The 13,379-nt window shown below is 62.7% G+C and carries 7 protein-coding genes and 2 pseudogenes; 6 read left to right on the plus strand and 3 right to left on the minus strand.

Translation table 11 applies throughout. The annotated features are described in order from the left end of the window. Position 1 precedes the first annotated feature (1 nt). From ACTJKS_RS06110 to ACTJKS_RS06120, 3 genes are all read left to right on the plus strand, one after another. Entirely contained in the window at positions 2-1,267 is a 1,266-nt protein-coding gene (locus tag ACTJKS_RS06110; RefSeq protein WP_108183943.1) for an ABC transporter permease, read from the plus strand. 11 nt (positions 1,268-1,278) lie between these two features. Then, the gene (locus ACTJKS_RS06115; protein WP_123588906.1) at positions 1,279-1,797 is read left to right on the plus strand and encodes a DUF3299 domain-containing protein; all 519 of its coding nucleotides are present in this window, start codon (positions 1,279-1,281) and stop codon (positions 1,795-1,797) included. A 248-nt stretch (positions 1,798-2,045) separates the two neighbouring features. Next, positions 2,046-2,744 (plus strand): OmpW/AlkL family protein, encoded by a 699-nt coding sequence (locus tag ACTJKS_RS06120; RefSeq protein ID WP_096796335.1) that lies wholly within the window; start codon positions 2,046-2,048, stop codon positions 2,742-2,744. A gap of 183 nt (positions 2,745-2,927) precedes the next feature. On the opposite strand, the gene ACTJKS_RS06125 is transcribed toward ACTJKS_RS06120, so the two are convergent. Both ACTJKS_RS06125 and ACTJKS_RS06130 read right to left on the minus strand, forming a co-directional pair. Then, positions 2,928-3,857 carry an NAD-dependent epimerase/dehydratase family protein gene (locus tag ACTJKS_RS06125; protein ID WP_108183944.1) on the minus strand — a complete coding sequence of 310 codons (930 nt, stop codon included), beginning with the start codon at positions 3,855-3,857 and terminating at the stop codon, positions 2,928-2,930. Then, positions 3,850-4,734: a sugar nucleotide-binding protein gene (locus ACTJKS_RS06130; RefSeq protein WP_041074483.1), complete on the minus strand. Its 885-nt coding sequence runs from the start codon at positions 4,732-4,734 to the stop codon at positions 3,850-3,852. Before ACTJKS_RS06130 ends, ACTJKS_RS06125 begins: the two co-directional genes overlap by 8 nt. A gap of 323 nt (positions 4,735-5,057) precedes the next feature. On the opposite strand from ACTJKS_RS06130, the pseudogene ACTJKS_RS06135 reads away from it, so the two are divergent. After that, positions 5,058-7,888 (plus strand): annotated as a pseudogene (locus ACTJKS_RS06135) (DEAD/DEAH box helicase); the annotation flags it as partial. 141 nt (positions 7,889-8,029) lie between these two features. Further along, positions 8,030-9,496, plus strand: a pseudogene (locus tag ACTJKS_RS06140) (Lhr family helicase); the annotation flags it as partial. Between the two features lie 142 nt (positions 9,497-9,638). Here the strand turns inward: ACTJKS_RS06140 and ACTJKS_RS06145 are convergent. Further along, positions 9,639-11,732: a mechanosensitive ion channel family protein gene (locus ACTJKS_RS06145; RefSeq protein WP_108183947.1), complete on the minus strand. Its 2,094-nt coding sequence runs from the start codon at positions 11,730-11,732 to the stop codon at positions 9,639-9,641. Between the two features lie 339 nt (positions 11,733-12,071). On the opposite strand from ACTJKS_RS06145, the gene ACTJKS_RS06150 reads away from it, so the two are divergent. Beyond that, entirely contained in the window at positions 12,072-13,274 is a 1,203-nt protein-coding gene (locus ACTJKS_RS06150; RefSeq protein WP_108183948.1) for an MFS transporter, read from the plus strand. The last annotated feature ends 105 nt before the right edge of the window (positions 13,275-13,379 follow it).

Below are 13,379 nucleotides of genomic sequence, written 5' to 3' on the forward strand. Positions count from 1 at the left end.
GATGTATCTGTTTCGTCTGGCCATGGCCAGCCTGGCCAACCGCCGCTTCACCGCCCTGCTCACCGCGTTCGCCATTGCCCTTTCGGTGTGCCTGTTGCTCGCGGTCGAGCGCGTGCGCACCGAGGCCAAAGCCAGTTTCGCCAGCACCATCAGCGGCACCGACCTGATCGTCGGCGCTCGCTCCGGTTCGGTGAACCTGCTGCTGTACTCGGTGTTCCGCATCGGCAACGCGACCAACAACATTCGTTGGGACAGCTTCGAACACTTCGCCAGCAACCCGAAAGTGAAATGGGCAATCCCGATGTCCCTCGGCGACTCCCATCGCGGCTACCGGGTGATGGGCACCACCGAAGCCTATTTCGAGCATTACCAGTACGGTCGTCAGCAACATCTGGAACTGGCCGACGGCCGTGCCTTCGCCACCGATCCGTTCGAAGTGGTGCTCGGCGCCGAAGTCGCCGAGGCGCTGCATTACAAGCTCGGCGACCAACTGGTGCTGGCCCATGGTGTGGCGGCTATCAGTCTGGTCAAACACGACGACAAGCCGTTCACCGTGGTCGGCATTCTCAAGCGCACCGGCACGCCGGTAGATCGCACGTTGCACATCAGCCTCGGCGGCATGGAGGCGATTCACATCGACTGGCACAACGGCGTGCCGGCCCGGGGCAACGGCCGGATCACCGCAGATCAGGCACGCAACATGGACCTGACGCCACAGGCGATCACTGCGTTCATGCTCGGCCTCAACAGCAAGATTTCCACCTTCGCCCTGCAACGCGAGATCAATGAATACCGGGGCGAGCCAATGCTGGCGATCCTCCCGGGCGTGGCCTTGCAGGAGCTGTGGAGCCTGATGAGCACCGCTGAAAAGGCGCTGTTTGTGGTCTCGCTGTTTGTGGTGCTGACCGGGTTGATCGGCATGCTCACGGCGATTCTCACCAGCCTTAACGAGCGCCGCCGGGAGATGGCGATTTTGCGCTCGGTCGGCGCACGACCGTGGCACATCGCGAGTCTGCTGGTGCTGGAAGCTTTCGCGCTGGCACTGACCGGCGTAATCGCCGGACTGGCGTTGCTGTACCTCGGCATCGCCGCCGCGCAGGGTTACGTGCAGGCCAATTACGGGCTGTATCTGCCGCTGGCGTGGCCGAGCGAGTATGAATGGACGCTGCTCGGTGGCATTCTGGCGGCCGCGCTGCTGATGGGCAGCGTGCCGGCCTGGCGCGCGTATCGCCAATCCCTGGCCGATGGCCTGTCGATCCGTTTATGAGGATGTTCACCATGCCCCGCGCCGTGCTTGCGCTGCTGTTGCTGGTTGCCCTGCCTGTGTGGGCAGCGGCGCCGAAAGACCTGACCTGGTCGGAGATGATCCCGCCGGACGCCGCGCCGGAAGTGCCGAACATGACGCCGTTGCACGACCTGTCGAAGATGGGCGACGCGCTGTCCGCCGAGTCGGCGCCGGCGGCGAAACAGGACATGCCCAACGCGCCGGTGGTGCAGAGCCTGGACGGGCAGAACATCCGCCTGCCGGGCTACATCGTGCCGCTGGAAGTCAATGAAGAAGGACGCACTACGGAGTTTCTGCTGGTGCCTTACTTCGGCGCCTGCATCCACGTGCCGCCACCGCCGTCGAACCAGATCGTGCATGTGAAAAGCGAGCTGGGCGTGAAGCTCGACGAGCTGTATCAGCCGTACTGGGTCGAGGGACCGCTGCAGGTCAAGGCGTCCACCAGCGAACTGGCCGATGCCGGGTATCAGATGGCGGCGGACAAGATTTATGTGTATGAGCTGCCGGAGTAATTCCGGCACTTCTGTGATGTTTTTAATGGCCCCTTCGCTGGCAAGCCAGCTCCCACAGTGATCGAGTCGTTCACCCATTTTGTGAACACCAACGAAACCTGTGAGAGCGGGCTTGCCAGCGAAGGGGTCGGCAAAGGTTCCACAAAAAACCGGGCCATCACTGTTTCATTGAGCTGAGTCAAAAGACCGTATCAGTTGGCTTCATACCATAGGACATCAGACATTTTTAACGTCCTTTTGGAGCCCCCATGAACAAGTCCTTGCTCAGCGCCTCGCTGTTTGCCCTCGCGCTCGCAGCCCCGCTCGCCCACGCTCACGAAGCCGGCGACATCATCGTTCGCGCCGGTGCGATCACCGTCAACCCGAAGGCCGACAGCTCCAGCGTCAAAGTCGATCAGGGTCCTTTGAGCGGCACCAACCTGGGCGGCAAGGCGACCATGAGCAGCGACACCCAACTGGGTCTGAACTTCGCCTACATGCTGACCAACAACATCGGGATCGAGTTGCTGGCGGCCTCGCCGTTCGAGCATGACGTGAAGATCAAAGGCACCGCGCTGCCAGCGGCCAACGGCAAACTCGGCACCCTGAAACACCTGCCGCCCACCCTCAGCGTCGTGTACTACCCGCTGGATGCGAAATCGCCGTTCCAGCCTTACATCGGTGGCGGCATCAACTACACCTGGATCTACGACGAGCACGTCGGCAGCGAAGCCCAGTCCAACGGCTTCAGCAACTTCAAGGCGAAAAACTCCTGGGGCCTGGCCTGGCAGGTCGGCGCCGACTACATGCTGACCGACAACATCATGCTCAACGCCCAGGTGCGCTACATCGACATCGATACTCGTGCCACCGTCGAGAACAACGCCGTGGCACCGGGTACCCGTGCCAAGGTGAATGTTGATGTCGATCCGTTTGTGTACATGGTGGGTCTGGGCTACAAGTTCTAAGGCAGATTCAACCAGGAACGTTCACGTGGTGGTGAATGAGGCTTTGGGTGAGCAGGCTTAGAACTGACGACGATCACTTCGTGATCGATCGGGGATAAATCCCCTCGCCACAGGATTAGCGACACATTCCGGCCGTGAAAAAGGCGCCTGTCAAAAGGCGCCTTTTTCATGTCTGCGATAAACCTATTTGCCCAGCAACCGCGCCAGCCCCACACGCATCGGCGTCGGCTCTGGCAGCTTGAAACGTTGCAGCAAACGCGTGTTGTTCGCCCGCGAATGACGGATGTCGCCGGCGCGCGCCGGGCCATAGCTGACCGGTGGCAGTTCACCGACCACTTCCTGCAGCGTTTGCAACATCTGCTTGAGGTTCATCGCCTGATTCCAGCCGACGTTCATCGCGCCCACTTCCACTTCAGGCTTGTCGATTGCCTGCACCAGCACGTCGACCAGATCCTCGACATAGAGGAAATCGCGGGTCTGCTCACCATCGCCGAACACGGTGATCGGCAGACCTTTCTGCGCCCGCTCGCTGAAAATGCTGATGACCCCGGAATACGGCGAGGACGGATCCTGGCGTGGGCCGAAGATGTTGAAGAAGCGGAAGATCACCGGCTCCAGACCGTGCTGGCGACGGTAGAAATCGAAGTAGTGCTCGCCGGCCAGTTTGTCCGAGGCATACGGGGTCAGCGGGGCCTTTGGCGTGTCTTCGTCAATCGACTCGCCTTCGCCATTGTTGCCGTACACCGCTGCGCTCGACGCGTAGAGCACACGCTTGACCCCGGCCTGGCGCATGGCTTCGCAGACATTCAGGGTGCCGATGAAATTGCTCTGGTGCGTCTTCACCGGATCGTCCACCGACGCCTGCACCGAAGCGACTGCCGCCAAATGCGCAACGGCGCTGCAGCCTTGCATGGCCTGCGCGACCAGCGCGGCATCGGCGACGTCACCGACGATCAGTTCGACCTGTGGATTATCCAGCGGCAGATTGCTGCGTTTGCCAGTCGACAGATCATCGAGAATCCGCACCGAATGGCCGGTGGCGAGCAATGCATCCGTCAGGTGCGAGCCGATGAAACCGGCGCCGCCGGTGATTAAAACAGGGCCTTCAGCCATGACGATAAAACCTATCCAGTAAAGCCGGGAGTGCGGCGCGCCAGGCGCGGGGCTTGATCCCGAAAGTGTGCAGAATTTTCTTGCAGGCGAGGACCGCGTGCTGCGGTTCCTCGGCGGCATCCGGCCGCGCGGCATGGGCCTGGGCGGTCGGCGCTTCGATCGCCAGCGGATGCAGGCTGCGTGCTTCGGTCAGAATCGCCTGACCGAGCGCCAGCGGCGTGGTCGCCTCATGGCCGGCGTAATGGTAAGTGCCCCACAGCGGCGCCGCGCAATCGAGTTGCTTGAGCACCGAAATGATCACTCGCGCCGCATCGTCCACCGGGGTCGGATTGCCCCGGCGGTCATCGGCCATGAGCAATTCATCCGGCTGTTCGGCGCGGGCGAGGAAACGTCCGAGGGTGCCTTCAGGGCTGTCATCGAGCAGCCAGCCGAAGCGCAGCAACACGTGTTGCGGGCAGGTCGCGCGGACACTTTGCTCGATGCGCCACAGCGCCTGGCCGCGCAGGCCCAGCGGCACCGGCTCGTCTTTTTCGCTGTAGGCAGTCGCCCGCGAACCGTCGAATACCCGGTAACTGGACGGTTGCACAAGAATGATGTTGTGGTGCTGGCACAGTTCCGCCAGCCGTTCGATGGCGCGCTCCTGGCCGGCCAGACGGCTTTCGCTGACGGTCTCGGCCTGGAACCAGTCGAAATAGTAGGCGAGGTTGATCAACGCATCCGGACGGGTATCGTCGAGCAGTTGCGTCAGGCTCGCGGCATCCCAGCCGTCTTCTGGCGGGCGGGGGGCGAGGAAACCGATGTCTTCTTCCGCACCGAGGCGAATCAGCGCCTGCCCAAGGGCATTTCCGCCGCCCAGTAACATAAGGCGCATTCGCATAGAGTCAGCAGGCCCAGTCTGATTGGAACGATGGCTTTAGCGACGGTGCGGGTGACACCGTCATCGATAATTGCCGGAATCGTTGCATTTTGCGGGTTTAGTGCGCAACCGTCACCCGTAAAGTGTAGATCGCCGGGAATTGTGCTGAATCAACTGGCCCCATCGCTGGCAAGCCAGCGCCCACAGGGTTCAGTGTTGATTGCCAAACTGTTGAACAACAACAATCACTGTGGGAGCTGGCTTGCCAGCGATGAGGCCCTGATGAACAGCGCAGATCCCCAGCGGTACTTGCATCTTGCCGCCCCCACCCGCATAACTTGAGCATGAATCTGCCCATCCCCAAGGACGCCGCCCTGGCTGGCTTTCACCCCGCCGTCAGCGCCTGGTTCAGCAGCACCTTCCCGTCGGTCACCGCCGCCCAGGCCCGCGCATGGCCGTTGATCCGCCAGCGCCGCTCGACGCTGATCGCCGCGCCCACCGGCTCCGGCAAAACCCTCACCGCGTTTCTCGCGGTGCTCGACGACCTCGTCCACCGTGGCCTGGAAAACCCCGACGGCCTGCCCGACGAAACCCTGGTGGTCTACGTTTCACCGCTCAAGGCTTTATCCAACGACATCCGCATCAACCTGCAAAATCCGCTGGCCGGAATCACTGAGCAGCTGCGCCAGATGGGCCTGGCCGAATTACACATCACCACCGCCGTACGTACCGGCGACACGCCACAGAAAGACCGCGCCGCCATGCGCAAAAGTGCGCCGCACATTCTGGTGACCACGCCAGAATCGCTGTACGTGCTGCTCGGCTCCGAGTCCGGGCGCAAAATGCTCGGCAGCACGCGCACGGTGATCATCGACGAGATTCACTCCATCGCTGCCGGCAAACGTGGCAGTCATCTGGCGCTGAGCCTCGAACGCCTGCAGGCGCTGTGTGCCGAACCCTTGACCCGCATCGGCTTGTCCGCCACGCAAAAGCCGATTGATGCCGTGGCACGATTTCTGGTCGGCACCGATCGCCCCTGCGAGATCATCGACATCGGCCACGCCCGGCCACGGGATCTGGGCATCGAAGTGCCGCCAGTGCCGTTGTCGGCAGTGATGGCCAACGACGTTTGGGAACTGGTTTATGACCGGCTCGCCGAATTGGCCCGCGAACACCGCACCACGCTGATTTTCGTCAATACCCGGCGCCTCGCCGAACGCCTGAGCCGACACCTCAGCGAACGCCTGGGCAAGCACGCAGTGGCCGCGCACCACGGCAGCCTGGCCAAGGAATTCCGCCTCGACGCCGAACAGCGGCTCAAGCGCGGCGAGTTGCAAGTGCTGGTCGCCACCGCTTCGCTGGAATTGGGCATCGATATCGGCGAAGTCGATCTGGTCTGCCAAATATCCTCGCCACGTTCGATTGCCGGGTTTCTGCAAAGAGTCGGACGCTCCGGGCACCAGGTCGGCGGCACGCCCAAGGGCCGCTTGTTCGCCACCACCCGCGACGACCTGATCGAGTGCGCCGCCCTGCTCGACTGCGTGCGCCGTGGCGAACTCGACACCCTGCACATCCCCGAAGCGCCGCTCGATGTACTGGCGCAGCAGATCATCGCCGAAGTCAGTTGCCGGGAATGGGCGGAAGATGCGCTGCTCGCGCTGTTCCGCCAAGCATCGCCGTACCGCGGTCTCGACGAAAAACACTATCAGGCGCTGCTGACCATGCTCGCCGAAGGCTACAACGGCCGCCAAGGCATCCGCAGCGCCTACCTGCACCGCGACGCCGTCAGCCGCACGCTGCGCGGCCGCCGTGGCGCGCAGCTGACCGCCGTGACCAGTGGCGGCACCATTCCCGACAATGCCGACTACAGCGTGTTGCTCGAACCGCAGGGCCTGAACATCGGCAGCGTCAATGAAGACTTCGCCGTGGAAAGCATCGCCGGTGATGTGTTCCAGCTCGGCAATACCTCCTACCGCATCCTGCGGGTGGAAACCGGCAAGGTGCGCGTCGAGGATGCCCAGGGCCAGCCGCCGACCATTCCATTCTGGCTCGGCGAAGCCCCGGGGCGCAGCGATGAATTGTCTGCGGCGGTGGCGCGGCTGCAAGCGACTCTCGACCTGTTGCTCGGCGCCAGCCCCGGCGATCTGCAACCGGCGCTCGACTGGTTGACCGCAACCCTCGGCCTGAACCGTGCCAGCGCCGAACAACTGGTGGAGTATCTCGCCCGCGCTCGCCTGACCCTCGGCGCCCTGCCCTCGCAGGACACGCTGCTGATGGAGCGGTTTTTCGATGAGTCCGGCGGTACTCAGTTGATCATCCATTCACCGTTCGGCAGCCGCATCAACCGCGCCTGGGGCCTGGCCTTGCGCAAGCGTTTCTGCCGCACGTTCAACTTCGAGTTGCAGGCAGCTGCCAGCGAAGACGCGATCGTCCTGTCGCTGTCCACCAGCCACAGTTTCGAACTGGATGATGTCTGGCGGTACCTGCACAGCAACAGCGCCGAGCACATCCTGATTCAGGCGATTCTCGACGCGCCGCTGTTCGGCGTGCGCTGGCGCTGGAATGCCGGCGTGGCCCTGGCGTTGCCGCGTTTTACCGGCGGGCGCAAAGTCGCGCCGCAGTTGCAGCGGATGAAAAGCGAAGACCTGATCGCCAGCGTGTTCCCCGATCAGATCGCCTGCCTGGAAAACCTCGCCGGCGAGCGGGAGGTTCCCGAGCATCCGCTGGTGGAGCAGACCCTCGACGATTGCCTGCACGAGGCCATGGACAGCGACGGCTGGCTCACGCTGCTGCGGCGCATGGAGCGTGGCGAGGTGCGGTTGATCAGCCGCGATCTGCCGGCACCCTCGCCGCTGGCGGCGGAAATTCTCAGCGCGCGGCCGTACAGTTTTCTCGACGATGCGCCGCTGGAAGAACGCCGCACCCAAGCGGTGATCAACCGGCGCTGGAGCGATCCGCAATCCACCGATGATCTCGGTGCACTCGACGCCGACGCCATCAACGCGGTGCGCGAGCAAGCGTGGCCGACGCCGGCCAACGTCGATGAAATGCACGAGGCGCTGATGAGCCTGGCGTGCGTCAGCGACCTTGAAGTTCAGGCTGGCGAACACTGGCGCGAATGGCTTGACGCGCTGACTGCGAGCGGTCGCGCCTGCCGCTTGGCCGTTCCGCCAGTAACGGCAAAAGAAAAGCTTCGCGAGCAGGCTCGCTCCCACATTCAACCGGGTTCCGCCCNGCCCGTTGGAACACCGTCAACTGTGGGAGCGAGCCTGCTCGCGAAGACGGCCTCACAGTCACTACACATCCACAGCCTGGCTCGTTGTGGCTGGCGCGAGAACGCCTGAAGTGTCTGCAAGCGCTTTATCCACAGGCCACGTTGCAACCGCCGCAAGCAGCGCTGCCCGGGTTCGATGATATCTGGACGGTCGATGACGCATTGATCGAAGTGATCCGCGCCCGACTCGGCGCCTTCGGTCCGCTGCCGTTAGCCGCCATTGCCGAACCACTCGCGTTACCGATACCGCAGGTCAATCAGGCCCTCGCGCAACTGGAGCGAGAAGGCTATGTGCTGCGCGGGCATTTCACTCCGGGTGTAGCCGTTGAAGAATGGTGCGAACGGCATCTGCTGGCGCGCATTCATCGCTACACCGTCAAGCGTTTGCGTCGGGAAATCGAGCCGGTAGCACTGCAGGATTTCATGCGTTTTCTGTTCGACTGGCAGCACCTGTCCCCTGCTACGCGCGGTCAGGGCCACGCGGTGCTGCCGGCAATTATCGGCCAGTTCGAAGGCTACCCGGCAGCGGCTTCGGCGTGGGACAGCGACCTTCTCCCGGCGCGCCTGAAAGACTATTCGCCGAGCTGGCTGGATGACCTGTGCCGCAACGGCAAGCTGGTGTGGACGCGCCTCAGCGCCCGACAAAAAGTCAGCGGCACGGCGTTGCGCAGTACGCCGATTGTGCTGCTGCCGCGCAGTCAGGTCGGGCTGTGGAGTGGACTGGCCGAGCAGACGCCGGCCAGCGAACTGTCGCCGAAAACGCAAAAGGTTTATGAGGCGCTGAGTCAGCACGGCGCGCTGTTTTTCGATGAGCTGATTCACGAGGCGCATCTGCTGCGCACCGAGCTGGAAATCGCCTTGCAGGAACTGGTCGGCGCCGGCCTGGTAAACGCCGACAGCTTCGCCGGGTTGCGCGCCTTGATCACCCCGGCGAGCAAGCGCCAGCAACGCAGCAGTCGTCGTGGGCGCGGTGCATTTGTCGGTGGCATGGACGATGCCGGACGCTGGGCATTGTTGCGCCGCGGGCCACGGCAGGAAAGCGCTGAGATAGCGTCACCGGAAACCCTCGAACATGTCGCCATGACGTTGCTGCGCCGCTATGGCGTGGTGTTCTGGCGCCTGCTGGAGCGCGAAGCGGAATGGCTGCCGAGCTGGCGCGAATTGCTGCGCACGTTTCATCGGCTGGAGGCCCGTGGCGAGATTCGTGGCGGGCGCTTTGTCAGTGGTCTGGCGGGGGAGCAGTTTGCCTTGCCCGAGGCGATTCCATTACTGCGCGAGGTTCGGCGCCGGGCGCATGACGGCAGTCTGGTTGCGGTGTGCGGGGTTGATCCGCTGAACCTGGCCGGGACGTTGTTGCCAGGGGCGAAAGTACCGGCGTTGGTGAGTAATCGGCTGGTGTATCGCGATGGGATGCCGGTTGCTGCCGAGATTGCTGGCAAGCAGGTTTTCTGGACTGAGCTGGATCAGGTGGCCATGGAGCAAGTGCGCAGCAAGCTGATCCAGCATTGATGTCGACAGTTCCGGCCCTTTCGCGAGCAAGCTCGCTCCCACAGTGATTTTTGGTGTGCCTACTATTTCAACATCACCCAGAACCCTGTGGGAGCGGGCTTGCCCGCGAAGAGGCCAGAAACCCCACTACACAATCCGCCCATCAAGTACTCGACTTTTGTGGCACCTCGCTCGCTACCCATTCCCCCTCACCCTGCCGCCTGGGCAACAAAACCTGCTGTGGATAAGTCTGCGCGAAATGCACCTCGGCGCTGTTATCCACAAGCTTTTTCAAACGCTGATTGAACGCCCGGCTCACCGCATATTGCCCGCCCGACACGGTACGGAATTGCGCGGTCAGCACCACGCCGTTCAAGTCCATCCTGTCCACGCCGAATACATCCAGCGGCCCTTGCAGGTTGTACTTGAGGAACGGGTCTTCGCGAATTGAATCACCGGTCTGGCGGATCAGTTCGATGGCCTTGTCGACATCGGTGTCGTAGGTGAACTGCACCGAGAAAAACGCGAAGGCAAACTGGCGTGACTGGTTGGTGACTGCCTTGATCTGACCGAACGGTACCGAGTGCACAAACCCCTTGCCGTCGCGCAGGCGCAGGGTGCGAATGGTCAGGCCTTCTACCGTGCCGGCATGCCCGGAATCGAGCACCACCCAGTCGCCGATCGACAGCGTGTCTTCGATGATGATGAACAGCCCGGTGATTACATCCTGCACCAGTTGTTGCGAGCCGAAACCGATGGCCAGACCGACCACCCCGGCACCCGCCAACAGTGGTGCGACGTTGATGCCGAGGTTAGCCATGGTGGTGATCGCGCAGATCACCACCAGGATGATTTTGATTGCGTTGCGCAGCAGCGGCAGGATGGTTTTCACCCGGGTGCTGGGCTGGCGCGACGAGCGTTTGCTGACCGGTGGTTTCAGCGCTTCCTGAATCGCCGTGTCGAGCACCACCCACAACAGCCAGGTGACGAGGAAGATCAGGCCGATGCTGCTCAACGCATTGCTGATCGCCCGGCCGACGGTGCTGCTCTGGGCAAAATCGAGCAGCGAAACGCCCCAGATCCGCCCGAGAATATCGATGAAGGCGATCGCAATGACGATCCGCAGCAAGGCGTGCAACAGGCTGAGAAAGCGTTCCTTGTAAGCGCTGCTGCGCTGGATCGCTTCGGCTTTGCGCGACTTGAACAGGTGCTGGAGGATGGTGCTGAGGAACACCGTGCCGATCAGCAAAACCGTGGTGAACAACGCGCAGCGCAGAGCCTTTTGATTGTCCTCGCCGATACCGATCAGATTGACCGCCGAGACCAGCACCATCAACACAATCGGCCAGTACCAGAGCCCGGAAAAAATCCGCAGTGACTCCTGCATCGACGGCTGCTTCAGGCGCTGGGCCAGCGGCCGGTTGCGAATCAGATGTGCCACCGGCCGGCGCAGGCGAATCACCAGCAGACCGAAGATGACCGAGGCGATCAGCCCGGTGAACACCGCGACGCTGCTGGTGATGTTGCCGCCCAACTGACGGGCGATCTGCGGGCTGGTCAACGCGTCACTGAGGGCCGCGAGGAAGCCGATCAGGAACAGCGGTTTCGGGCAGTAGTCGCGGATGATCCGCGCGGCAGGCCGTTTGTGCCCGACGTTGAACATCACCACCACGCACAACAACATTGAAGTGGAGAAAATACCGCTGCTGGTGGCGTACGCCAGACACAGCGCCAGCGCCCGTCCCACCGAGGCTTGCAGAAAGTGGCTGACGTACAGCGTCAGCGGCAGACAGATCAGCGCCGGCAGCGTGTACGGCAGCAGGTAGCCGACCAGGTCCTGACTGCGCTGGCGGGTCCGCAGCCAACGGCCCTGACTCAGCCGCTTGGCCAGCAGGCTGCCGAGCACGGTCAGCAGCGCAAACGCGCCGAGCCAGACGCCGGACAACATCAGGAAATCCCCGGCGACGCTCCAGCCGGACCGGTTCGACGGCTGGTTGACCAGTTTGTCGACTTCGTCCGCCGCGCGGTCGGCACGCAGGCGCCAGGCATCGACCAGATGTTCATTGAGGTCGAGTTTGTCCTGCACGTCGTCGATGCTCGAACTGATCGCGCCGAGCAGACCGCCCTGCACAATCGGCTCGGGTTTGGCCGGCTCTTCAGCGGCAGCCGGAACCCCCGGCAGCGCGGCGGCTTCGAGTTCGCTGGCGCCGAGAAACAGTAGCGCTCCCAGCAGAATGGCGATCCTGAACTTGATCAAAACTGCGATCCCTCTTGGCTGAACCTATAAGGAACTGATCGGTAATTGTCAGGCAAGTTCAAGAGCACCCTCACCCCAGCCCTCTCCCCGAGGGAGAGGGAGCCGACCGAGTTGTGCTCTCGAGCTACATCGACCTGAAATATCCAGCCGAACTCAATATTGAGTGCAACCGAGATCAGCTCCCTTCCCCCTCGCCCCTTTGGGGGAGAGGTTTGGGGTGAGGGGGAGCGCTTTTGACCTTTGCGTCCAAGGCAAATATCAAATGCCCAATCCCGTATTTTTCCGCACACATCAAACCCCGACACTGCGCTCCATTCAAACCTCTACCGGAGTGCTGTCATGCCCATTGCCTTGCTCGCGCTGACCCTCAGCGCCTTCGCCATCGGGACGACCGAGTTCGTCATCGTTGGCCTGCTACCCACCATCGGCGCCGACCTCGGCGTCAGCCTGCCGTCCGCCGGCCTGCTGGTCAGTCTGTATGCCCTGGGCGTTGCCATAGGCGCGCCGGTGCTGACCGCCCTGACCGGCAAAGTCCCGCGCAAACTGTTGCTGTTGTCGCTGATGGTGCTGTTCACCCTCGGCAACCTGCTGGCCTGGCTGGCGCCCAGTTATGAATCACTGGTGCTGGCGCGGATCGTCACGGGCCTGGCGCACGGGGTGTTCTTTTCCATCGGCTCGACCATCGCCACCAGCCTGGTGCCCAAGGAAAAAGCCGCCAGCGCGATTGCGATCATGTTCACCGGCCTCACCGTGGCGCTGGTCACCGGCGTACCGCTGGGCACGTTCATCGGCCAGCATTTCGGCTGGCGTGAAACCTTCCTCGCGGTCTCGGCGCTGGGTGTGATCGCCTTCATCGGCAGCCTGCTGTATGTGCCGAACAACATCGCCCACAGCAAACCGGCGTCGCTGTTGCAACAACTGCAAGTGCTGAAACAACCGCGCCTGCTGCTGGTGTACGCCATGACCGCGATCGGTTACGGCGGCTCGTTCATCGCCTTCACCTTCCTGGCGCCGATCCTGCAGGACATCTCCGGTTTCAGCGCCGGTACCGTCAGCCTGGTGCTGCTGGTGTACGGCGTCTCGGTGGCGGCCGGCAACATCTGGGGCGGCAAAATGGCGGACAAGCGTGGGCCGATCAGCGCCCTGAAAATCATCTTCGCCCTGCTCGCCGCCGTGCTGTTCGTACTGACCTTTACCGCCAGCAACCCATGGCTGGCGCTGGCCACGGTGCTGGTGTGGGGCGCGGTGGCGTTCGGCAATGTGCCGGGGCTGCAAGTGTACGTGGTGCGTCAGGCTGAACATCACACGCCGCAGGCGGTGGACGTGGCATCGGGGCTGAACATCGCGGCGTTCAACCTGGGGATTGCCGGTGGCGCATGGGGCGGCGGGCTGATCGTCGAACACCTTGGCCTGATTCACACAGCGTGGATCGGCGGGCTGGTGGTGTTGGTGGCGCTCGCGCTGACGGCCTGGAGCGGGCGACTGGATCGCCTTGGTCCGACCTATGCCGAAAGCACTACACGAGTCGTCACCGGTCACTGATCCCATGATCCCCTGTAGGAGCTGCCGCAGGCTNCTTTTCAAGATCAAAAGATCGCAGCCTGCGGCAGCTCCTACAGGGATGATGTTGTCTCCAGGCTACCGTCC

Origin of the sequence: Pseudomonas sp. 22189, assembly GCF_052045635.1 — a bacterium.
Classification (GTDB): Bacteria; Pseudomonadota; Gammaproteobacteria; order Pseudomonadales; family Pseudomonadaceae; genus Aquipseudomonas; species Aquipseudomonas parakoreensis.